This window comes from Spirosoma fluminis, assembly GCF_054778895.1.
In genome coordinates this window covers 975,378-998,486 of sequence record NZ_BAAGZD010000041.1, presented here as the reverse complement: position 1 = coordinate 998,486, position 23,109 = coordinate 975,378, and the positions used below count along the sequence as shown (strand labels likewise).

22 protein-coding genes are annotated in these 23,109 nt (G+C 51.4%); 11 read left to right on the top strand and 11 right to left on the bottom strand.

Annotated features, from left to right (window positions below; genetic code table 11):
• Positions 1–71 precede the first annotated feature (71 nt).
• From ACYVBJ_RS26000 to ACYVBJ_RS25965, 8 genes are all read right to left on the bottom strand, one after another.
• Positions 72–1,685 carry a sensor histidine kinase gene (locus ACYVBJ_RS26000; RefSeq protein WP_460985205.1) on the bottom strand — a complete coding sequence of 538 codons (1,614 nt, stop codon included), beginning with the start codon at positions 1,683–1,685 and terminating at the stop codon, positions 72–74.
• Positions 1,686–2,118: 433 nt separating this feature from the next.
• The gene (locus ACYVBJ_RS25995; RefSeq protein WP_460985204.1) at positions 2,119–4,080 is read right to left on the bottom strand and encodes a M1 family aminopeptidase; all 1,962 of its coding nucleotides are present in this window, start codon (positions 4,078–4,080) and stop codon (positions 2,119–2,121) included.
• A 57-nt stretch (positions 4,081–4,137) separates the two neighbouring features.
• The gene (locus ACYVBJ_RS25990; protein ID WP_460985203.1) at positions 4,138–4,791 is read right to left on the bottom strand and encodes a DUF4230 domain-containing protein; all 654 of its coding nucleotides are present in this window, start codon (positions 4,789–4,791) and stop codon (positions 4,138–4,140) included.
• Between the two features lie 93 nt (positions 4,792–4,884).
• Entirely contained in the window at positions 4,885–6,498 is a 1,614-nt protein-coding gene (rny, locus tag ACYVBJ_RS25985; protein ID WP_460985202.1) for a ribonuclease Y, read from the bottom strand.
• 103 nt (positions 6,499–6,601) lie between these two features.
• On the bottom strand, positions 6,602–6,889 hold the full coding sequence (locus ACYVBJ_RS25980) for a cell division protein ZapA (protein WP_460974920.1): 288 nt from the start codon (positions 6,887–6,889) through the stop codon (positions 6,602–6,604).
• Positions 6,890–6,937: 48 nt separating this feature from the next.
• Positions 6,938–7,276: a hypothetical protein gene (locus ACYVBJ_RS25975; RefSeq protein WP_460985201.1), complete on the bottom strand. Its 339-nt coding sequence runs from the start codon at positions 7,274–7,276 to the stop codon at positions 6,938–6,940.
• A gap of 75 nt (positions 7,277–7,351) precedes the next feature.
• A complete protein-coding gene (gene pheT, locus ACYVBJ_RS25970) occupies positions 7,352–9,811 on the bottom strand; it encodes a phenylalanine--tRNA ligase subunit beta (protein ID WP_460985200.1) in 2,460 nt (819 codons plus the stop codon).
• Positions 9,812–9,899: 88 nt separating this feature from the next.
• Positions 9,900–10,544, bottom strand: coding sequence for a DUF1684 domain-containing protein (locus tag ACYVBJ_RS25965; protein ID WP_460985199.1), 645 nt, complete (start codon positions 10,542–10,544; stop codon positions 9,900–9,902).
• A 192-nt stretch (positions 10,545–10,736) separates the two neighbouring features.
• Here ACYVBJ_RS25965 and ACYVBJ_RS25960 point away from each other — a divergent pair, with 192 nt between their 5' ends.
• From ACYVBJ_RS25960 to ACYVBJ_RS25925, 8 genes are all read left to right on the top strand, one after another.
• A complete protein-coding gene (locus ACYVBJ_RS25960; protein ID WP_460985198.1) occupies positions 10,737–11,174 on the top strand; it encodes a sugar 3,4-ketoisomerase in 438 nt (145 codons plus the stop codon).
• Complete coding sequence (locus ACYVBJ_RS25955) at positions 11,171–12,277, top strand: DegT/DnrJ/EryC1/StrS family aminotransferase (RefSeq protein ID WP_460985197.1); 1,107 nt, start codon at positions 11,171–11,173, stop codon at positions 12,275–12,277. The genes ACYVBJ_RS25960 and ACYVBJ_RS25955 overlap by 4 nt, the downstream gene beginning before the upstream one ends.
• 11 nt (positions 12,278–12,288) lie before the next feature.
• Positions 12,289–13,266: a glycosyltransferase family 2 protein gene (locus tag ACYVBJ_RS25950; RefSeq protein ID WP_460985196.1), complete on the top strand. Its 978-nt coding sequence runs from the start codon at positions 12,289–12,291 to the stop codon at positions 13,264–13,266.
• A 2-nt stretch (positions 13,267–13,268) separates the two neighbouring features.
• On the top strand, positions 13,269–14,045 hold the full coding sequence (locus ACYVBJ_RS25945) for a class I SAM-dependent DNA methyltransferase (protein WP_460985195.1): 777 nt from the start codon (positions 13,269–13,271) through the stop codon (positions 14,043–14,045).
• A 62-nt stretch (positions 14,046–14,107) separates the two neighbouring features.
• The gene (locus ACYVBJ_RS25940) at positions 14,108–14,728 is read left to right on the top strand and encodes a riboflavin synthase (RefSeq protein ID WP_460985194.1); all 621 of its coding nucleotides are present in this window, start codon (positions 14,108–14,110) and stop codon (positions 14,726–14,728) included.
• A gap of 79 nt (positions 14,729–14,807) precedes the next feature.
• The gene (locus tag ACYVBJ_RS25935) at positions 14,808–15,584 is read left to right on the top strand and encodes a PASTA domain-containing protein (protein ID WP_460974928.1); all 777 of its coding nucleotides are present in this window, start codon (positions 14,808–14,810) and stop codon (positions 15,582–15,584) included.
• A 22-nt stretch (positions 15,585–15,606) separates the two neighbouring features.
• Complete coding sequence (locus tag ACYVBJ_RS25930) at positions 15,607–17,460, top strand: T9SS type A sorting domain-containing protein (RefSeq protein WP_460985193.1); 1,854 nt, start codon at positions 15,607–15,609, stop codon at positions 17,458–17,460.
• Between the two features lie 10 nt (positions 17,461–17,470).
• A complete protein-coding gene (locus tag ACYVBJ_RS25925) occupies positions 17,471–17,764 on the top strand; it encodes a rhodanese-like domain-containing protein (protein ID WP_460985192.1) in 294 nt (97 codons plus the stop codon).
• A gap of 59 nt (positions 17,765–17,823) precedes the next feature.
• On the opposite strand, the gene miaA is transcribed toward ACYVBJ_RS25925, so the two are convergent.
• Positions 17,824–18,720, bottom strand: a complete 897-nt coding sequence (gene miaA, locus ACYVBJ_RS25920) for a tRNA (adenosine(37)-N6)-dimethylallyltransferase MiaA (RefSeq protein ID WP_460985191.1) — start codon at positions 18,718–18,720, stop codon at positions 17,824–17,826.
• 356 nt (positions 18,721–19,076) lie between these two features.
• Between miaA and ACYVBJ_RS25915 the strand changes: the two genes are divergently transcribed.
• Both ACYVBJ_RS25915 and ACYVBJ_RS25910 read left to right on the top strand, forming a co-directional pair.
• Complete coding sequence (locus ACYVBJ_RS25915) at positions 19,077–19,415, top strand: winged helix-turn-helix transcriptional regulator (protein ID WP_460985190.1); 339 nt, start codon at positions 19,077–19,079, stop codon at positions 19,413–19,415.
• Between the two features lie 186 nt (positions 19,416–19,601).
• A complete protein-coding gene (locus ACYVBJ_RS25910; RefSeq protein ID WP_460985189.1) occupies positions 19,602–20,081 on the top strand; it encodes a hypothetical protein in 480 nt (159 codons plus the stop codon).
• 74 nt (positions 20,082–20,155) lie between these two features.
• Here the strand turns inward: ACYVBJ_RS25910 and ACYVBJ_RS25905 are convergent, their stop codons facing one another.
• Together ACYVBJ_RS25905 and ACYVBJ_RS25900 are read right to left on the bottom strand one after the other, a co-directional pair.
• Positions 20,156–20,977: an outer membrane beta-barrel protein gene (locus ACYVBJ_RS25905; RefSeq protein WP_460985188.1), complete on the bottom strand. Its 822-nt coding sequence runs from the start codon at positions 20,975–20,977 to the stop codon at positions 20,156–20,158.
• 7 nt (positions 20,978–20,984) lie between these two features.
• Positions 20,985–22,340, bottom strand: coding sequence for a DUF459 domain-containing protein (locus ACYVBJ_RS25900; RefSeq protein WP_460985187.1), 1,356 nt, complete (start codon positions 22,338–22,340; stop codon positions 20,985–20,987).
• A 209-nt stretch (positions 22,341–22,549) separates the two neighbouring features.
• Here ACYVBJ_RS25900 and lysM point away from each other — a divergent pair, with 209 nt between their 5' ends.
• Positions 22,550–23,023, top strand: coding sequence for a peptidoglycan-binding protein LysM (gene lysM, locus ACYVBJ_RS25895; protein ID WP_460985186.1), 474 nt, complete (start codon positions 22,550–22,552; stop codon positions 23,021–23,023).
• Positions 23,024–23,109: the final 86 nt, after the last annotated feature.

Below are 23,109 nucleotides of genomic sequence, written 5' to 3'. Positions count from 1 at the left end.
TTGTTGAAAGAACATAGCCCCCTCTAAAATGTTAAAGCGCAAAAGGATAAGTTAGCAAATGGCCCCAAGCTCTATTGCATCGGTAGGTGTAAAACAAAGGTAGCCCCTTCGCCTTCGCGGCTCACCGCCGTAATGTGTCCGCCATGAATATCAATGACTTTCTTGCAGATCGCCAATCCCGTGCCCGTACCGGTATAATGCATCCGGCCATGAAGACGTTGGAAGATGGTAAAAATGCGATCCAGATATCGTTCATCAAATCCTATGCCATTGTCCTGAATTTCAATACAAGCGTATCGACGACCGGCCTGTGACGAATCCGCAGCCAACAGGCTGGATGGCAATTCCTGAGAAGCCGCAACCCGTCCGCGGGCGGTTATTTGAGGCAATGCCAGTTCATCTTGTCGATTGGGATGCTGGAATTTCAGAGCATTGCTAATCAGGTTCTGGAACAACTGACGTAGCAGTGATGCATCGCCCCAAACGGCCGGTAAACTCTCTAGCCGGACGGTTGCCCGCTGATCCTGAATGGTTATTTCCAGGTCATCGACGATGGAAGCCATGAGGTGGTTTAAATCAACCAGACTGAACGTTTCTGTATTGCCCGACAAGCGCGAAAAAGCGAGTAAGTCCTGCACCAACGAGCGCATCCGGTTAGCCGAACGCTGCATCCGGCGAATCAGGTCGGCGGCTGATTCACTCATGCCGTCAGCAAACTGATCATTCAGGACGTCGCCAAACGAAACAATCTTCCGAAGTGGTTCCTGTAAATCGTGACTGGCTACGTAAGCGAACTGCTCCAGGTTCTGATTCGAACGGTGGAGTTCTTGCACGGTTGCCTCTAGCTGTTGCTGCACTTGCCGCTGGGTAGTAATGTCCTGAATGGTAGCCACAAAGCCATCATTCAGCCGCGTGAGCGTAATGTCGAGCCAACGGCCCAGAGCCGCTACAAACTCATCGAAATGAATGGGTTCGCCGGTGTCCAGCAGATGCTGCAGCCGCTGAATCCGCTTCGGACCGATCGGGTAAATGGCCATCAGCGTAGTGGCGGAGAAGAAAGCCGCATCGCGTCCGGTCATGGTTTCAAACACGCGGTTAACCAGCGAAATATGAAAGTCAACCAGTGCGCTTTGGCCATCCCGTATGGCCTCGAAAACCACAATGGCGTTAGGCGACGAGTTAAGTACCCCGTTCAGAAGCGCAGTTTGCCGGGAAACCCGACGGGCGGCTAAATGTAGATCGCTGGTTTCGGTATAGGATAACAGCAGTCCATCCTTTCCAAACGACGACGCGGACTGAATGATCCAGATGTCGCGTTTGTCAAGGGTGTACTGATGCTCGAACCGGTGGGTTTCTCCGGTTTCTACTACGTTGATGTAGGTTTCCCACAACGAACTGTGCTGGATGACTGGAAAAAAATCGGTTAAAAGCCCACCGATTAAATTCGTATGATTTGCCTTAGCCTGGATTGTGTCGCGGAGAGCAACCTGATTGACAAATCGATAGCGGAAATTGATGATTTGTTGGGCATCATCTCGAACAGCTTCTAATCCTACCAGGCCGTTCACAGAATAGTTCAGCGTTTGCTGCCACAACTGGGCCTGTTCCTCAAGGGTAAGATTGTCTGTATATGACGTATCCTGACTTACTGGCCCAGGCGGGGAGCCAAGTAATACATTATTCATAAAAGTTACGGTCGAAGTATGGTGTTTACGTATAAGAACAACTAGGAGATTGCTCTTTTTCGTATATATTTTTAAGGAAAGGTAGTTAAAAAATCTACCGTCTAATAAACATATTCGCCAGGCTTTAGTAAACGGCTTTCGGGAAAACAAACGGGAGGTATTTATGCAATCGGTTGCTAATTAGCTTATTGGCCCACAGTTAATAAACTATGCCCTGTCAGACTAACACTACTTGCTCTGTATACAGAAGAAAATCCATTATGCGCGAACAGAAAAGCTGTAGTCGCTGAGGGAAGAAGGCTTGAAATCACTGATGGAACCGGAAATTACGTTCGAGAACAAGCCAAAGTTAACGGGTTTGACCAGGGCTAAACCTGTTCATCATCACGTTAACCGCCTTCTGCGTGTGTCCAAATAGCGAACCGGATTGTTATTAACGAATCAATACTGGCCGACTTACTAACCCATCCGGTGTTTCAACGGTCAGAGTATATCGTCCGGCAGTTAACCCTCTTAAACTAATGGTCTGCGTATGATCGCCCGCTGATAGGTTCGTTTCTTGCTGCGTACGTACGCGTTGACCGAGTAAGTTGCTGAGCGATAAGGTGACAGGTCCGCTGAGAGACGTAACGAAGTCGACCTGTAGCAATTCAGTAGCCGGGTTAGGATAGATGCGTAGACGTGCGGCATCTGGTTCGTTAATCGACGTAACGACACTGCTCGTTTCAGTCGCTTTCAAAATCCAGTTATTCGGATCAATGGTAACGCCGGTTACCGGGCCCCGTGTAGGTACGGCAACTGTCTGGTCAGCGCTGTTGCTGAACACCGTTACGGTAGTATCGCCCGCGGCCGATTGCACCCGAAGCTGCACGGGCATAGTAAACGAAGTTGGGTTGCTGGCTATGGTATTGCGTTGCTGTAGTCGAACCGTTACCGATGGGCCAGTGCTGGATGAATACGAAACCCGGTACGTAGGATACCCTTCGCCATACGTCCATTGTTTAAAGAAGTAATCCAGATTTTGCCCCGATACCTGCTGAGCAACGGCCTTGAAGTCTTCAGTTACCGCCGTTTGATAGGCAACGGTTGGCGTAGCCGCATAGGTACGTAGTATGCGAAAGAACGTACTGTCACCGACTACCCCACGTAACATATGCAGTACGGTAGCGCCTTTGGCATACGTACGGTTGCTATTGAATACGTTGTTTTCGTTAGAAATGTCCTGTACAACCAGCGTACCCTGAGCGTTCCGGGCCGGGCCCAAAAAGCCTTGCATAGTGGCGTGGTAATTCGCTCGCCCTCCCGTCGACTCGGCATAGAGGGCTTCAGCGTAGGATGCAAAGCCCTCATTGAGCCAGATGTGCTGCCAGTCGCGGCAGGTTATTTTATCCCCAAACCACTGGTGGGCCAGTTCATGAGCGATGATGCCCGGACTAAACGCACCCATCGACGATATTGTCTGATGTTCCATACCACCACTCCAGCCGAACTGAGCATGGCCATACTTCTCCCGAAGAAAGGGGTAGGGGCCAAACAGATCCGAAAAAAGCCGAAGCATATCCGTGGTCCGGTTCAGGTTCGGCTGAACACTGAGCAGCGTTTCCGGATAGATGTAATGCGTCACTGGCATTATCTGCCCCTGATACGTAAATGGCGTATCGTACCGCTCATAATTGGCCATCGCCAGAGAAATCAGGTACTGCGCAATGGGGTAGCTATTTCGCCAGCGATACGTACGGGTGCCGTCGGGGTTGTCGACTGTTGCGGCTAACACGCCGTTAGAGACTGAAACAAACTGACGATCGGCGGTGATACTTACTGAGGAAGAGTCTGCCTTATCGGCAGGCGTGTCTTTGCAGGGAAACCAGTCCGGCGCACCGTATGGCTCACTCAGGCTCCAGATTGCGGGCGCATTCGCCGGGCCGTGGGCCGAAAACGCAAAGCTGCCAAACCCGCGTTGACTGGCCGGGTTTCCCTGGTAATAAACAACCAGCGTGAGCGCCTGACCTGCGTTTAGCGGTTGTGACGGCGTAATGATAATACGGTCGGTGGCCCGGCTAAACGTTAGCCTGCGTCCTTCGCTTTTGACAGAGTCGACGGTTAACTGCGGACGAAGATCCAGAAAGAACTGATTTAGATTGGCTACCGTACTCTTTAGCGTAATTGTAGCCGCACCCTGTAAATAGTTGGGAGTGTACATAATACGTAAGTCGAGGCCGTAATACGTAACGTCAATAGTAGGATCGCCGGGATAAGCAACCCTGGCTTTCGGGTTAGTTGCCAGTCGACCGAAATAACGCACTTTACCCGCCTGACAAGCCTCGCTGCCGGTCGTGAATTCCTGAGCGCTGGAAAGAATTGGGAGTAAAAAGAACAGAAGGTAAACAAGACGCATATCGTTGAATACTAGGTGCTGACAGTCCCACAGAACAACGTCCGAAATCCGGAAAAGTTATTTGCCTTCGGGGAGTTGTTTTGGCTGATTGGCAGCGGCTTCGGCTTGCGCTTTGGCGGTTTCTAGTCGGCGCTGGTCGGCCTCGGGCAACTGGAGCTGCCAGCCCATCGAACTCGCCAGCTGATACATCATATACTGAATCTGGTTGTTGGCAATTTTGGGCAGGTCGCTTTGCATGGCGCGTTCGTTCATCGCCTGCTTTGCCTCATCCAGAATCTGCGTATAGTCGGCCCCGCTAAAGTGATTCAGGATGCCCGCCTGGATGTCGTAAAATTTGTAATCCGTATCGATTGATAAAACCTCAGGTTCAGGAAAGGATTCAATGATCAGTTTCTTTTCGCCTTCAGCGGGCGTATGAAAACGTACTTTGGCAAAATCGAAACCGACCAGAACCTTTGACTTGGCGATCACCATCGCCTTCTTAGGGTCGCTGAGTACGTACAGAATCTTTCGCTGATCCTGGTAATTATAAATCTCGGAAAAATAACCTTCCGCCATCACTACCTTGAATACCTTCTCGATGCGTTCGAGCAACAGGACGGATTCCCGGCGTACGTCCTGAACCCCCGAGCGGTTGCGGAGTACGTTTGACATGGCGACCCCCGAGCCTGCGCCTACAATGAGGAGTAAAAGAGTAGTTAAAAAGTCCATCGAGCGTAAAGCTATACTAAAAATGTACAGTGTATAACGAGCACAAGCCCATTATACACTGTACATTTTTCAAAGGAAAGTATCTCTTAAAACTTACTTTGCGTAAGCCACCGCCCGCATTTCCCGGATCACTGTAACTTTAATCTGACCCGGATACTGCATTTCTTTCTCGATTTTCTGCGAGATTTCGTACGATAAAACCCCGGCCCGTTCGTCAGATACGTGATCCGCATCGACCATAATCCGCAACTCGCGACCGGCCTGAATCGCGTAGCATTTGGTAACGCCGGGGAAGTTGCTGGCCAGTTCTTCCAGTTCCTTGAGTCGCTTGATGTAGGACTCCATCATTTCCCGACGGGCACCCGGCCGCGAGCCCGACACGGCATCACAGACCTGAACGATGGGTGAGATCATGCTCGTCATCTCGATCTCATCGTGGTGAGCGCCGATCGCGTTGATAACTTCTGGATTTTCCTTGTATTTCTTGGCCAGTTCCATTCCCAGAATAGCGTGGGGCAACTCGGCTTCTTCGGGCCAGACCTTACCAATGTCGTGAAGCAGACCCGCCCGTTTCGCCAGTTTTGCGTTAAGTCCCAGCTCAGCCGCCATCGTAGCGCAAAGCTTGGCTACTTCGCGGGAGTGTTGCAATAGGTTCTGGCCATAACTCGACCGGAAACGCATCCGGCCCACCATTTTGATTAGCTCAGGGTGCAGGCCATGAATTCCCAGATCAATCACCGTACGTTCGCCGATTTCGACAATTTCGTCTTCGATGTTCTTGCGGGTTTTCGCCACGATCTCTTCGATACGAGCCGGGTGAATACGACCATCCTGCACGAGCCGGTGCAACGAAAGTCGGGCAATTTCGCGCCGGACGGGATCAAACCCTGAAATGATGATGGCTTCGGGCGTGTCATCGACTATAATTTCAACGCCTGTAGCCGCTTCCAGGGCCCGAATGTTACGTCCCTCACGACCGATGACTTTGCCTTTAACGTCGTCGGATTCGATGTTAAATACAGATACGCAGTTTTCGATGGCGTGTTCAGTCGCCGTCCGCTGAATGGTTTCGATGACTACCTTTTTGGCTTCTTTGGTGGCCGTCAGTTTCGCTTCTTCAACGATGTTTTTGATGTAGGACGACGCCCGTGATTCGGCCTCGGCTTTGAGCGTATCGATCAGCTGCTCACGCGCCTGATCCGCCGACAGACCCGCAATTTTCTCGAGTTGAGCCACCTGATCTGCCAGCATCCGGTCGGCTTCCTGCTGCCGACGATCGACCTCTTCCCGACGTTTGTTCAGCGCATCTGTTTGCTGGGACAGGCTGTTTTTCTGCTGAGCCAGTTCGTTACGTTGCTGGTTCAGTTCCTGTTCCCGCGTACGTTGCTGATCGGCCTGCTGGCTCAGTTGCTGCTCACGCTGCTTAAGTTTATTCTCGTTCTGTTGAAGCAGATTTCGCTTCTGATTGGACGTTTCTTCAAAATCCGCTTTCAGCTTGAGGTACTTTTCTTTAGCCTCAAGAATCCTGTCTTTTTTTATATTCTCGGCCTGAAGCTCGGCGTTTTTCAAGACAAGAGCAGCTTGCTCCTGTGCTTCATTCAGGCGTTTGCTATTGACGCGCGCCAGCAGCTTCCTGCCGACAAATATGCCGATGCCAATCATGACAATATTATCAAGAAAGAGCATCAGCCAGCTAGATGTGTTCATTGGACTGATATCGTTAGGGTTGAACAAATAAGTCATTAACCTGTCACGATACGAGTGCCCGAACAGCAACTCGGGTATTTCGGGGTAGCCCGCCGTTTTCGATTTATGTTGTAATGGTCGGCGTAACGACCTGATCTAATTGAGTTATTTTGTCAAACACCAGTTGTTGTAATCGTTGTACTTGTCGTTCTCCTCTGAGCTTAGTGACCAGACAATCGAAGGCTATTCTTGCCAGGGCATCCTGCGTATCGTGGATTTCCATATCCCGGTATCGTTTCAGTTCCTCCTGAACCAGCTTGGCGGCTTCGCGCACCACAGCTTCCGACTCTGGCTCTACGTATAACTTGTAGGTCCGGTCGGCGATTTTTACGCGAATTGGCAGTTCTTCCATCGCTACTGTCGGCTTAGCTGGGACTAAAGCCCCGGAGCCAATTTGGGTTTATGACAAACTACTCAAATGAGCAATACACCGTTCTATTTCCCGGATATACTCGTCGAGTTGTTGTTTTAATTCGGCATTCGTATCTGTTCCAGACAGATTGTTATTGACAATAATACCAAAATCTATTGACTTCGGCATCTTTTTTTCAGAATTGCTTTGTTTTTTCTGTAACTGTTTAGCCTGCGTCTGTTGTTCCTTTATTTGATCTTGCAAAACGGTATTTTGGCGCTCAAGCTGTTCGATTCGTTTTTTGGCGTCGTCGCAAACGCCCTTCAGCAACCCGATTTTACGCTCAAGTTGCTCAATTACCGCAATGATTTGATGCTCGCTTGCCACGATTAGTCTGACTAAAAGAGCAGCCGAACGAATAAGTGACCAGCGCAGGCCCCGTTTTGTTCGCTCGTCTATTCTTTATTTTCGGATTACGGCCCCTAACTCACGCTCGAACGCAGCCATGAGCCGTTGCATAGTTTTATCAATGGTCGCGTCATTCAGCGTCTGAGTGGAGTCCTGCAGGGTGAAACTTACTGAGTACGCCTTTTTACCAGCGCCCAAATTCTCGCCCTCATATACATCGAACGCATTCACGGAGCGCAGCAATTTCCGTTCCGTCTGTTGCGCCAGCTTGCTGATTTGCTCAAATGTAACAGTTTTATCGATGACCAGTGACAAATCGCGCCGTACTTCCGGAAAGCGGGAAACTTCTTCGTACCGGGCTTTGCTTGTTGTCAGTTTCAGCAGAGCCGCCCAGTCGAAATCAGCGTAGAAAACAGGCTGTTTCAGGTCGACCAGTTTCGTCAGTTCTGACTGAACCAGACCTAAGCTGACCAGGGGCTTCTTATTGACAAGATACGTTAAGCCGTACTGGAAGATAGCCGGGTCAGCAGGCTGGGTATCAAAGTGTTTAATGCGCAACAAATTGAGCACGCGCTGCACTGCGGTTGCCAGATCATGGTAGGCAACCGGCTGCCCTTTCTGAAGCCAGCTTTCGGCCTGCTGATTACCAACCATGGCGAGTCCTAACCGCATCCGTTCAACGTACTTCGAGGGGCCGTCTTCCTGATTAAGTCTGTGATAGACCTTGCCAAACTCAAATGTTTTGAGGTCTTTCTGGCGACGGTTCAGGTTGTATATCAGCGTTTCGAGCGACGAGAAGAGCAACGTCTGCCGCATAACGGATAAATCGTCGCTGAGCGGATTTAACAACGTTACGTCCGATCCCGGTAGTATAGACCGAATGGCTTCGTTATAAGCCGGGCGGGTCAGCGATAAGGTCAGAATTTCGTAAAACCCATTGGCTGCTAACAGTTGACCAACGCGGCTCTGCCACTGGTTGGGGTCAGTCTTAGGGAATTCAGAAAGCGAATCAGCCGACAGTACCGGTGATAGGGGAACATTGTCGAGGCCATAAATGCGTAGGACTTCTTCGATAACATCCGCTTCGCGGGTTACATCAACCCGGTAGGGCGGTACAACGGCCACAAACTGTTCGTCGGTGCGCTCTTCTGCGGTGATGTCCAGGGCTTCCAAGATCCGGTGAATCTCGGTCCGGTCAATCTGAATGCCAATGAGTCGGTCAATGTTGCGGTAACGTACCGGTACCCGGAACGGCTCAACCGGCGTTGGGTATAAATCGGTAATGTCGGAGGTGATTACGCCCCCGGCTACTTTCTGAAGCAGCAGAGCTGCCCGTTTGAGGGCAAACACCGGCATGTTGGGATCGGTACCGCGCTCGAACCGAAACGAAGCATCAGTTTTCAGGCCGTGGTGCTGTGCGGTTTTGCGAACCGACGTCGCCGAAAAATAGGCCGATTCCAGGAAAATGCGGGTTGTTTGGGCCGTAACGCCTGAGTTCTGGCCGCCAAAAACGCCCGCGATGCACATCGGTTTTTCCGCATCGCAGATCATAAGATCGGTAGCGGTTAATTTACGTTCAACGCCATCGAGCGTAACGAAGGGAGTGCCTTCAGGCAGCGTTTTCACGATCACCTGCCGCGGTCCGTCGCCACCGCCGGCAATCTTATCACCGTCGAACGCATGGAGCGGCTGGCCCAGGTCGTGGCAAACAAAATTCGTTACGTCAACAACATTGTTGATCGGGTTCAGGCCGATACTTAGCAACCGTTGTTTCAGCCAGTCGGGCGATTCGCCAACAGTCAGGCCACTGATAGTCAGACCTGTGTAACGTGGGCAAGCCGTCGGATCTTCGACCCGCACGTCGAGCGTAAAACTGGTGTCGCTTACCGTAAACGCGTCGACGGACGGCAGCCGCAACGGGCGGTTAAGCGCGGCTTTCAGGTCGCGGGCCGTACCCAGGTGAGAGGCCGCATCAATGCGGTTCGGCGTCAGGCCGATAGCAATCTGGTAGTCGGCTTCCAGGTTAAAATACCGGGCGGCTGGGGTGCCGTTCGGGAGGTCGGTATCTAAAACCAGGATGCCGGCGTGAGACGCTCCTAACCCAATTTCATCTTCCGCGCAGATCATCCCCTCAGAAGCAAATCCGCGAATCTTGGCTTTCTTTATTTGAAAGGATTGGGCGGCACCCCGCTCGCCCGACGATGGATGCAACGTAGCGCCCACTAAGGCAACCACAACTTTCTGACCGGCAGCCACGTTGGGCGCACCGCAGACGATGGGCAGGGGGTGGTCGGTGCCAACGTCGACGGTAGTTAAACTCAACTTATCAGCGTCCGGGTGTTTGGTGCAGGTCAGCACCTCGCCAATGACGACGCCTTCCAGACCGCCCGGAATCGCTTCCACTTTTTCGATGCCTTCAACTTCTAGGCCCGTTCCGGTCAGGCGTTTGCCCACTTCTTCCGGCGATTCGGGTAACTCAATGAACTCCTGTAACCATTTATAGGAAATTTCCATACAGCGTCAATGCGATAAATGCCGCAAAGATAGCAGGCCGTGAGCAGTTGGCAGTTGACGCCCGACAGAAAAGTAGTGGATCGCGTCCTTAATCGTGGGTGACGTAACGTTCTCCCGCTTTAATCGCAATCGGAAGTGTGTTTTCGGCAGGAGGAATAGGACAGGCATAGGTAGGATTATAGGCGCAATACGGGTTATAGGCCGCATTGAAATCCAGCACAACATGGTTGTCCGTTAACTGGTCCGGAGCCAGTTCCAGATAGCGCCCTCCGCCATAAGTCTCCCTGGTCGACGTCGCATCCCGGAAGAGAACGGAATACGTATTGCCCAGTTTTACGATTAATAGGCGACATGCTTTGTCCTGGAGACTGAACACCGCATGGGCGTATTTCGTGTATACTTCCTCGCTGCCGTCGCTCATGCGCACCACCAATTTCTGCGTTTTATCGGCGAAGGGTTCCAGCCGGGCGACAACACGGTAAGAAGGGTCGGGGGTGAAGTAACTGAGTCCCTTGAACGCGGCCTTGTCGGTGATCGGTGATTCGCCACTGGTCCGGAGAAATTTATCCTTTTCGGCTCGTTCGGCCACAACCTGCTGTCGATAAGTCTCCGGCTCAACCGGGTCGGCTAAGCCATTCGCCGATGTCATATTGCCGCCATCGTAAAACACGTAATACAGGACGGTCAATGTCAGCAGGAACAGACCGGTCAGAAAAAATCTATTTCGTAACATAACGTAATAAGGAATCTAGTAAACCGTAAATCAACGAAAAGCTATTTCAGAACACAACACCCCGCGTATTCTTAGCATTATCTGAAACAACCCATTTATTTACCGTAGAACGGTTCCTGCATTGATTTCTTTTTTAATAATTTTAGAGCAGAATTACTTAGTGACTTATACTAAGAAAAATTTCCTCTGCTTATGGCCCACCTTTACGAGCTTAAAACATTTTCATCCGATACTGGCAATTTAACGGTTTTTGAAAACATTATACCGGGCGTTATTCAACGCGTTTTTTACATCTACAAAGCCGGGCAGGCCGCCCGTGCGGGTCATCGGCATCACAAAGCCTGGAACGCCTTAATCTGTTTGAACGGCACCTGTCGGGTTTACGTAGACAACGGTACCGAAGAAACAACGTATCATTTGAGCAGCCCCGACCAATGCCTGGTGTTAAAACCCGAGGATTGGCACACGATGGACCGCTTTTCGGAAGATGCCATTCTACTGGTTGTCTCGAATGAGCAGTATGATAAAAACGATTACATCTACGAACCTTATCCCAACAGCCTCCCAACCAGTAAAACGGACATCCGTACGCTGACCAGTCTGCTGCCGCTCGTAGCAACTGCAATATGATTCCTTTTCTTGACCTCAAACGAGTCAATGAACCCTATGAATCGGCAATTCGGAAAGCTATCGAACGGGTTGTGCAGTCGGGCTGGTACGTGCTGGGCCGTGAAGTAGAACAGTTTGAAACGCAATTTGCGCAGTACTGCGGAACCGACCATTGCATTGGGGTCGCGAATGGATTAGACGCCTTAACGCTGGTACTAAGGGCCTGGGACTTTCCATCGGGGAGTGAGGTTCTGGTGCCTTCCAACACCTACATTGCTTCCGTGCTCAGTATCACACAGGCTGGTTTAACGCCCGTTTTTGTGGAGCCAGATCCAGAGACGTACGTACTTGATCCGGCGCGCATAGAACAAGCCATTACGTCGCATACGAAAGCGATGCTGCCGGTGCATTTGTATGGCCGCTGCTGCGACATGGAACCAATTAATGCAATAGCCCAGGCTTATGGCCTGAAAGTACTGGAGGATGCGGCTCAGGCGCATGGCGCTACGTATAAGGGAAAGCGGTCGGGGGGGCTGGGCGATGCTGCGGGCTGGAGTTTTTACCCAAGTAAGAACCTGGGTGCGCTGGGTGATGCAGGTGCCATTACAACCCATGATCAGGCCCTGGCCGAGCGGCTCCGGGCGTTGCGAAACTATGGGTCAGCGCAAAAATACCTGAATCAGTACGCTGGGGTGAACAGCCGTTTAGACGAGGTACAGGCCGCTATTCTTTCGAGTAAGCTACCGGGGCTGGAACAGGGAAATGAACGTCGTCGGCAGATAGCCAGCCGATATATAGCCGGGATTAAGAACCCGGCGGTAACGTTACCGCCGACGGATCGGCTGGAACAGGATAGCTGGCATCTGTTTGTGATTCGTCACCCGGAGCGCGATGCATTTCGGGCGTATCTGGGCGAGCGGAGCATTGGTACTGACGTTCATTATCCTATTCCGCTCCATCATCAGCAGGCGTATGCTCACTACCAGCATGTATCGCTGCCCATTGCGGAGCAGTTGCATCGCGAGGTAGTCAGTTTGCCCCTGAATACGGCGCTGACTGATGCCGATGCCGATTACATCATCCAGACTATCAATCAGATGCCTAAGGGGCTGGTTGAGATTTAACTTTGTTCGTTATGCACGTATCGGTCGTTATTCCCGTCTTCAACAGTGAGCAAACCATTGGCCCCCTGGTCGAGCGGTTGCAGCAGTGTTTAACGGGGCTTGCCTTCGAGATTATCCTGGTGGATGACGGAAGCAGCGACCAGTCTGAACGAATCTGCGAGCGGCTGGCGCAGACGTATCAGACCGTGCAGGCAGTCTTATTACGTCGAAATTTTGGCGAATTCAACGCAGTTTTGTGCGGGCTAAACCAGGCGAAGGGGGACTATACCGTAATTATCGACGATGACTTTCAGAACCCACCCGAGGCCATTCTGACGCTTATTGATGCGGCCGAAACCGGACAGTACGATGTTGTGTATAGTCGATATGCCCAAAAACGGCACCACTGGTTCCGGAATCTGGGCAGTTGGCTGGTCAACGTCTTGACAACGTATTCGCTGGGAAAACCCCGGAATCTTTACCTGTCAAGTTTTAAGCTCATCCGGCGGGAAGTGGTTGCCGAGGTTATTAACTATACAGGCCCTTACCCATACATCGATGGACTTCTGTTCCGGGTCACTCGGAATATAGGCAGTGTAGACGTTCCGCATAACCCGCGTTCGGCTGGGCGCTCTACCTATACGGTGCGTAAACTGATCGCTTTGTTTCTAAACGTATTTATCGGCTATTCGCTCTGGCCAATCCGGGTATTCACCATACTGGGGGCTGTTCTGTTCGGGCTTGGCCTGGTCGGCGGAATCGGGCTGCTGATCGGCGCGTTATCTCGTGTTTTTTCGGTGGCTGGCTGGCTGATTATTGTGTGGGGCATTGTAACCGGGCTGGGCCTCCAGATGCTGTTTTTAGGCATATTGGGTGAGTATCTGGGCAAATTATTCATGGCCCACAGCGGACTACCGGCTTACGTGATCAAGAAGCAGGTGAAGCAGCGTGCCGCTAGGTTACCGGTCTGCCTGGTCATGCCAGTTCTCGTTGTTCTCCTGGCGACTTAGTTATGATTGGTCGTTACGAAGAATATCAGAAAATGTTTCGGCTGGAGGGCCAATTGTGGTGGTATCGCAGCCTGCACGAACGAGTCGAAGCGGCACTCCGAAACCACTTTCCCAATCGACCTGACGTAGCGCTGTTAGACGCTGGCTGCGGAACGGGGGGCTTACTACAATTTTTAACGCAAAAAGGGTATACTAATTTACGTGGGATTGACGGCTCCGCGGATGCCGTTACGTTCTGTCAGGAACGAGGTTTCGAGGTTACCCTGGTCGACCTGAATCACCTAAGTGAATTTGAGCCGGAAACCCAGTACGACGCCATTGTTTGTAATGATGTGTTCTGTTATTTTCTGGGTTCGGAGTTGGAGCGGTTACTGAACGAACTGGCCCGGCGCTTAAAACCCGGTGGGGTACTCATTAGTAATAACAACGCATTTCAGGTCTTTAAAGGGCAGCACGATCTGGCCGTAGGCATCAAGCGTCGGTTTACCCGGTCTGATTTTGAGTCGTTATTGCCGAAGTCGGGGCTTCGTATCCAGTATGCTACGTACTGGAGCTTCATTTTATCGCCGGTTATTCTCGCCGTTCGGCAATGGCAGAACATTCAGCTTCGACTGGGGTGGCGCGCCCCCGAAGCGGCTCAATCGGATGTGTATCTACCCGCAGCCTGGCTGAATGAAACGCTGTACCGGATCGTGAAGACCGAACAAAAGCTGCTGACCCGAACCCCCTTTGGTAGTTCACTGTTTATAATAGTCATTGGGCATCGCCAGTCGCCATAATCAATCATGTTGGCCGCAAGTCGCTGATGCCCATCAACGGCTAACTATTACTGATTTACAGCATGTTTACTGGTATTGTAGAGACCACCGGTCGGGTGGCCGCAGTTACTCCGGAAGGAACCAACCTTACGTTCAGCATCGAATCGTCGTTGGCACCCGAGTTGACGATCGATCAAAGTGTCAGCCATAACGGCGTGTGTTTAACCGTGACCAGCGTGTCGGACGGAAGCTATACCGTAACGGCCGTTGATGAAACCCTCCGAAAAACAAATCTGGGCAAAATCAGGGTGGGCGACCGCGTTAACCTGGAGCGCTGCATGCCCGCCAATGGCCGCTTCGATGGTCATATTGTGCAGGGGCACGTCGATCAGACGGGGGTGTGCACCAACGTACAGGATATGAACGGCAGCTGGCTGTTCGATTTTTCGTATGATCCCAATGAAGCCGATAATGTTACCGTTGAAAAAGGCTCAATTTGTATCAATGGGGTGAGTTTAACCGTTTTTAACTCGCAGCCCGACAGCTTCCGCGTAACCATTATTCCGTATACCTACGAGCATACGAGCTTCCGTGAGCTACAGGTCGGCGATGTGGTTAACCTCGAATTTGATATTGTCGGGAAGTATATTAAAAAAATGCTGACCGGGTATCGGTCAACGATGGATAGTTCTGTTACTTTGTAGGTGGTGCAGAAACAGCAGTAAGTAAATACAACTAACTTACCGTGCGTTTGCACCGATTCCACCAATTTCACCAGCTCGAATGACTAAAATCAGCACCCGCTCGTTTCCTGACCTGCTGATTCATCTTGGCATTATCATAGCCCTGTTGGCAGCCTTATTTCTGGCTTTCTTCTTTATCTACCTGCCGTTTACAACGAATCACGGGCAAACGATTACGGTACCGGACGTAACAAAGCTGAGCTTTGATGAGATGCAGAACATCCTGGACGACCGTGACCTTCGGTACGAAGTCAGCGACTGCACATTCGTTGCCGGATCGCAGCCCCTGACGGTCATTCAGCAGTACCCGCGGGCCAACTCCAAAGTGAAAGAAGGGCGTAAAATATACCTGACTATCACCAAACGGGTTGCGCCGATGGTGTCCATGCCGAAGCTGGTCGATATGATTGACCGCAGCGCCGAGCTGATGCTGAAATCGATGGGCCTGGAAGTAGGCGAGCTTACCTACGTACCGGATGTCGGAAAAAACAAGGTCTTACGCCAGTTGTACAACGGTAAAGAAATAACCCCCGGTACACCAATTCAGAAAGGCGCAAAAGTCGATCTCGAAATCGGGGATGGGCTGGGCAATACAATGTTTGAGATTCCGAACGTTGTAGGATTGCCCCTCGATGAAGCCGAAGCCGCGATTCGGGGGTCTAATTTGAAAGTTGGCACGAAAATTCCTGTTGATGACCCTGAAAAGGAAGTTGGCACGGTAGTTCGTCAACGACCTGAGGCTCGGTCTGGCGAGCGCATCCGCGTCGGTGAAACGATGGATTTGTGGATTGTAGGGCCAGTAGAGCCGGATCAATAAGAATTGCTTCTGGTACTATTCGATGAGAATTGCTTTCGTTACTCAACTATATACTGCGCCTGCCAGAAGCCGCCTGGTCGGTCTGGTGCTGGTTTTTTTGACCATAGTCCGTTCGTCCGTTTTTGCGCAAACACCACTAAATCTTCCGTTCTTCGACGATTTTTCGACGGCCGGTGACCCCGCCGGTCGGGCGCAGCCTGATCCGGCCCGGTGGCAGCCCGGCAGTGGCGTATACATCAACAATACAATGGCCATTAACCAACCTACAGTTAACGTGGCTTCGTTCGATGGGCTACGGGCCAATGGCCGCCCGTACGTATTAAGTAATCAGTTTTCACAGGGATATACCGATACGTTAGCGACTTTACCCATTAATTTATCGGGGCTCACGGTTACGGATTCGGTGTATTTAAGCTTCTATTGGCAGATAAAAGGGTACGGCGAACTGCCCGATGCCGGTGATTCGCTAACGGTTCAGTTTCTGGATCGGAACGGGGCGTGGCGAACCGTCTGGCAGCAGGAAGGGGGAACCCCCGATAATAACTTTGTGCTGCAATTTGTCCCCGTTCGCGACGCCGATTTTTTTCACGCCGGATTTGCGTTCCGCTTCCGTTCGTATGGGCGGGAGTCGGGGCCGTTCGACACCTGGCACGTTGATTATATTTATCTCAATCGGGGGCGGTCAATTACCGACCGTTACGTTAAAGACGTCGCGATTCGTCAGCCGCTCAGTCCGTTGCTGAAACGTTATACGGCCATGCCTCTGACGCAGTATCTGGTGAATCCAGCCGCCGAAACTGCCGACTCAGTCACGACGGAGATCAACAACATTTTCAACAATTTCAACTTTACGACCTTTCGGTTTACGGTGCGCGATGAGGTGTCGGGGCGAATCATTCAGGATACCCCGCAAACGAATTCGGTGCTGATCGGATCGCTGAGTTCGCAGGCGAAAAGTGCCAAACCGATTCCCGCCACTGATTTGGGCGCGGCTACGTCAGCCACGTTACGTTATAAATTCGATCTGCTGACGACCGACGATCAGAATCCGTCGATCGAGGGCGTTAACCTGCGCCAGAACGACACGATATCGGCCGTAGCTACACTTGGCGACTATTACGCCTACGACGATGGTACCTGGGAGTACGCGCAGCAGATTCGGCAGCGCGAACAGATTGCCGTGCGCTACACCCTCAATAAACCGGATGCCATTGCGGGCGTTCGGGCCTGCATTGTGCCCTTCAACACAAACCAGACCGGGCAGTCGTTCGTCATCAATGTGTACAGCAACCGGGGTGGGCGGCCGGGCAATCCCATCTACCAGAAGTCCTTTGCCACGCAGTATCCAACCAGCCGAAACGGATTTGTTGAGTACCGGTTTGACCGGAGTGTAGCCGTTGCCGATACCTTCTATGTGGGCTATCAGCAGATCAGCAACAGCGATACGACGTTGCTGCGGCTAGGCTTTGACAAGAACAGCCCCTTCGGCTCGCAGATATTCTACAATGGCGGTTCAAACTGGGACCAGAATCTTGATCCGAATGCACCGAACAGTACGCTTAACATTCAGGGGGCTTTTATGCTTCGCCCAGTTATGGGCGGCAAACCTGATACGGTTGTAACCGCAATTCCCAAGCCGGAGCCACTGGCACCCTTACAGGTGTACCCGAACCCGACAACCGGGCTGATTCGCTGGGATGAGCCGCACCTGACCCGCCTGGAGGTCACCAATCTGAGCGGTCGCCTGCTGCACACGATCGAACCAAGTCGCGGCCAGCAAACGTTAGATTTGAGCTACCTGCCCGACGGGTTTTACCTGATTCGCTTATCGACGGACCGACGCACGGTGGTACAGAAATTTATTGTTCAACACTAACCGATCACACATGGATATTACCGTACAGGAGCTGAAGGAACGGCTCGACAAAGGCGAAAAATTAAATCTCTTCGACGTTCGTGAGCCAAACGAATACGAAGCCGACAACATTGGTGCTACGCTGATTCCATTGGGCGAACTGCCTTACCGGATGGATGAACTCGACGGCCTGCAGGACGAAGAGGTAATTGTGCATTGCCGGTCGGGGGCACGTAGCGCGCGAGCACAGCAACTGCTGGAAGAGAACGGATTCAACAACGTCCGGAACGTAACGGGAGGGATGCTGGCGTATCGGGCGCAGTAAATTTTATCCATAACTTAAAGTAAGCCGTATAGACTGAGAAGAAGGACAAACCCTCGCTCTCAGTCTATACGGTTATAGATCCAGTCAATTAGTCCGTCGTCATCCGGGTGAAACCAGGTATATGCACCCTGGTTGCGGAACCACGTTAGCTGGCGTTTGGCGTACCGGCGGGAGTTTCGCTTCAGCAGCCGGACCATTTCCTCATCATCGTAAACGCCATCCAGAAAGGGGAATACCTCCTGATACCCCACCGTATGCAGGGCGGGTAGATGGCGATAAGGCAATAGGGACTGCACTTCCTCCACCAACCCGGCGGCAAGCATAGCGTCCATGCGAGCATCTATTCGAGCGTATAATTCATCACGGGGACGTTCGAGCGCTATCAATACCGTTCGGAAGGGGCGCTCCGCCGGTTGCTGCCGACGAAACGACGAATACGGCTGGCCGCTACTTAGGCAAATCTCCAGCGCCCGCGTTACACGCACCGGATTTTGCAGGTCGGCGGTTTGGGCGTACTGCGGGTCAAGCTGGCGAAGCTGCTGCTGAAGCGCTTCCAGACCCTGCTCATGAAGTCGCCGGAACAGCTCGTCGCGCAGAGCGGGATCGACCGGTGGGAGATCGTCGAGACCAACACAAACGGCATTAATATATAAACCCGTTCCTCCCGACAGAATAACGGTATTTTTAACCTGAAACAACTCATCGAGTACCGCCAGGCATTCCCGTTCGTACCGACCGGCATTGATGGGATCTGTGATCGTATGCGAGTCGATGAAGTGGTGCCGGACTCCGTTCATCTCGTCCGGCGACGGCTTGGCAGTGCCAATACTCAATTCCCGGTACAGTTGGCGCGAATCGGCTGAAACCACATCGGTTTGCAGCAAACTGGCTAAGCGAACGCATAAAGCTGTTTTACCAACGGCGGTAGGTCCCGCAATGATAACGAGTGTTTTCAAAACTGGCAGGTAATCTTTCGCCCACAAAAGTAATGCGGTACAGGGGAAGGTGCAGGCACACAAGCGAGATTCTCGTCTGTGGCAATACAAATAAGATTTTAGTTGACTTATATTCCGCGATTTAGGGCCGTAGTATTTATAGCCATTCTTTCCCGTATATTACTTAAAAAAACTTTTTCGTTTTGATAAACATATCATTTCTGATTAGTAGGTATTTATGTTTTTTACGGCCTGCTTATTTAGGTGCAATGCCTTATGTTTTAGGAATAGTATAGCGTAAATCTATATATTTGCTTTGAGTACAAATGCCTTCAAATCAATAAGTTACCCACCAAAAGGTTAGTGAAATGCTTTCTATGAATGATCAAATTCGTATTCAGAGGTTAGGTGATACTACACATCAGGCTCTGAAAAAAACGCTGGACATTATTTGTGGTAAATGGCGACTGTATATTATTTACCAGCTAGGCATGGAGTCGCGTCGATATGGCGAACTACGTCGTATGATTCCTGAAGTAAGCGAAAAGGTTTTAGTTCAGGAGCTTAAGGAATTAGTTACGCTTGGGGTAATTCAGAAAAAATCATACGGTGAAGTTCCGCCCCGCGTTGAATACAGTTTAACTACAAAAGGCCAGGAAGTACTTCCAACGTTACTAAAACTTACCTCGATTGGCGAAACGTTTCTGGAGCCGTAGCCGCGTTAACTATTTCTGACTCTATAGTGTTACCAGTAAGACTATATTTAGCCAGAATCAATGAATTTAAGACTATGCTGCGGCCTACTACTGACTCTGTGGACTACTCAGCCGGTCCATAGCCATCTGCAGCATACCCGTTTGGTTTCTAAAGCTGCCCAGCCTGCTCATAAAGCAGGCTGGTCGATGACTTACAGTAAATCGCTGCGATTTAATGTATATACATTCAGCGTAACAACTGCGGACAGCGGAGCTGTCCGCGACATGACGATCAAGGCCTACCGGGGCGAGTTGTTATTAACAAATTTTCAAACGCGTATTGATGGGGCGGTTGCTGGGGCCGAAGTGGCCGATCTGGACGGCAATCGTTTTCCGGAGTTATACGTATACAGCGCTAGTGAGGGCAGTGGTTCGTTTGGGCGGGTATATGGCTGGCAGTTCCTGCTCGAACGTAAAGCGGATGTTTCTCTGGTAAACTGGAATCTTAACGCTGCTGACGGGTATATGGGGCACGACAGCCTCTGGGTGGAGCGCGATGTACTCTGTCGCAAATACCCCGTATATCAATTTGGAGATGCGAATGCCGAACCTTCGGGGGGCGTTCGCATGATGCGTTACCGACTGCGGCCCGCGGGCGAAGGATTTGCCTTGGTGGCTGAGCAGTAAGTACTTATAGCGAGAACGGCCAGCCCTCATGAAGGCTAGCCGTTCTCACGTAACGTATTGAATGAAGCGCTGCCCTAGAACACCTTGAAGCCCAACGAAACTGTGGCAATACCCAAGAAGCCGGTGATGTTTTTGTCTTTATAAACACCACCAACCGGCACCGCATACCGTACGTCGACGTCCAGGAAGGGAACGGGCGTGTAGCCAACTCCCAACTCAACAGCATACGTGAAATCCAGCACCTCCAGGTTCTGAGCTTCGTAGCGGTTAAGCAGATTGGTCTTACTGGTGGTTGCCGGAATCTCGGTCTGCGGAAAACCAACGGTGGCGTTGGCGTTAATGACTCCGGTGTTCGTACGAGTAGCCTCGGCCTTTTGTACAAAGATGAGGTTAGGCCCAATGTAGCCCCGAAGTTTACCATCCATCCAGCGTTTGCCGAACAGGATCGGTACGTTGACCGACTCCAGCGCCGATGCCGATACTACGCTCAGTGAGGCATTGACCAGACCGGGCTGAACGCTAACCGGCAAGGCATTGGATAGCGCGGGGTTGGCGTTTACGTCGAGGGTAACAGCGGTTTTTTGCTTCAGCACGAACCGGTTGTAAGTAGCTTCGGCCTGAATAAAAAACGAGTTGAAGTTCTTCCGAACCCAGATACCACCGCTATAGCCGTAGCCAATGCCGTTATTCTTGTTTTCGAGAGCGGGTACCTGAACGCCGGAGCTGCCGACTGACTGCGACGGGATGTTGGTGAAACCGTGGGTGAACGTAGCGCCACCTTTAATGCCGAATTCAAGGCTGCGAACTGGCGAAGTACCGGAGCCGGTCTGCGCCTGAGCTATGGATACCGCCGACACGAGCAGCAAGCCGACTACTGAGAGTTTATAATGTTTCATGGGTGTGTTATTGTTGCAGCAGCACACGACGATAATTGGCTGCGTTTACCTGCGGAATCGTTGAACCATACTTAGCGTTGATGCCCTTGATAATTTCATTGGCGATCAGGGCGTAGCCTGCGGGAGTCAGGTGAATGCCGTCGAGGCTAAACACTCCGCCCTGAATAAAAGCGGCCGAATAGGTTACGCCATTCTGCGTATAACCGCCCGCCTGCGCCAGCTGCTGAAAAATAGGGTTGACGTCTACGTAAGCGGCCCCTTTGGCGTCGGCCTGGGCTTTCATAATGCCGTTGAATTCAGTAATCTTAGCATTCAGCGTTGCCACTTCGCCCGCGTCGAGTACAAACTGCGTGGGTAATGGATTGGTAGGACTTAACCCATACGGTCCTTGTTTGGTACCGACGTTGGTGCTGCCAATGTTTACGTATTGCGTTGCGGCATTCGACAGCATCAGCAGGTCCCCGGCCTGCGTTGGGCGAACCCCATTCGCCGTTTGAATAACAAGGGCCGTAATTGGCGTTGCGGGTTTAACCAGAGCATTAATCTGCGCCAGTACCAACGGCACAGTGACGGTTGTGAAGTAGGGGATTCCTGTAATACTGGGAATACCCATCACCACTCCTTTACGTCCGCCTTCAGCCAGCTTGTTCATCATGGCCGTGAAGTTCGTAGTGAAGAGGTCAGTAGCTGTAGTAGGCGTAGCGCCACCCGAAAGCGCATAAGTTAGCGCATCGTTATTGCCTAACCAGCTCGAATAGAAAGTGGCTCCGTTCAGGTTGTTGCTGACGTATTGGAAGTATGTTGTTCCGGCTGCCTGATCAGCCAGCAGTCGCTCGAAATAAGGGTTACCCTGGGTTGAACCGTAGCCAGTTGTCAGAACATTAGCCACCTGAATACCCGGAACACCTAAATTCTGGTTCGCATCGGTGAACTTGGTGAGTAGGGGAGCGGCTGGCGTGCTGCTCGTCATACCGCCCCGGGCTGCGCCGGGCCCAACAGGGGCAAGAGAAGTAACCAGGCTGGTTGGATCGGCGAGCGAGGGAACTCTGATCAGCTTTAAATAACCGGATCCGGCGGCCTGAGCTTCCGTGAACAAAGGCTGCACAAAGCTGCCTCCGCCTACGAGCTTAAACTGCCCGGCTAGAATATTAGGATAGGAGTTAAGCTGGCCGTCACGATACAGACCACCGTCGGCGTATCCAGCCGTTAACGAGTTGCCAACGGCTACGTATTTAGTAAAATCGGCACTACCCTGACTGGGTGTGCCACCATTGCCACCGAACGGGTCAATGTCATTATCCTTACAGGCTGTCAGGCCAACAAACATTGTCAGCAACAGCCCCCACCTCATGTTAAATTTCATGCTCAAAAGCCGCTAGTAGGGTTACAAATAAAAAAGGAACGTAAAAGTAAGGGCTTTTGCCTGCATGGGTGGGTTAAAAAGGGATAAAACTTATCGAAGACATACTATGAATTCTAAAACAATCACAAAACCAGAGGGTTGTTTCTGACGAGCGGACTTCCGTACTTGTACGCCGTTCAATCATTGTTCCATCAAACCATATTAAATCAATGGGAATCTTATCGTTCTTCAAAGGAGTTGGTGAAAAAATCTTCCACAAAGATCAGGTCGCTGCACCGGCTGATGCCTCGCAGGCAGAGAAGGTTGAGCCATTACGGGCCCAGGCGTTGCTTGATCACGTTAAACAACTCGGACTTGCCTACAACAGCTTAACCGTTAAGACCAAAGGCGACACGGTTATATTGAGTGGTTCAGTGAAGTCGCAGGAAGACGCGGAGAAGATTGCCCTGGCGGTCGGTAACGTAGAAGGCGTATCGGCGGTAGATAACCAACTGGCTGTCGATCAGCCAACCCCCGAAGGTAAATTTTACACGGTGAAGTCGGGTGACACTCTGTCGAAAATTGCCAAAGAAGTCTACGGTGATCCCATGAAATATGGTATCATTTTCGAAGCTAACAAACCGATGCTCAAAGATCCGGATCTGATCTATCCCGATCAGGTGTTACGTATTCCTCAGCTGTAGAAAACACGTATCACGACGGAGGCCAGTGATCCAGCGTATTCGGTTATACGCCAGGTCACTGGCTTCTTGTCGTTTACGCAGAATAG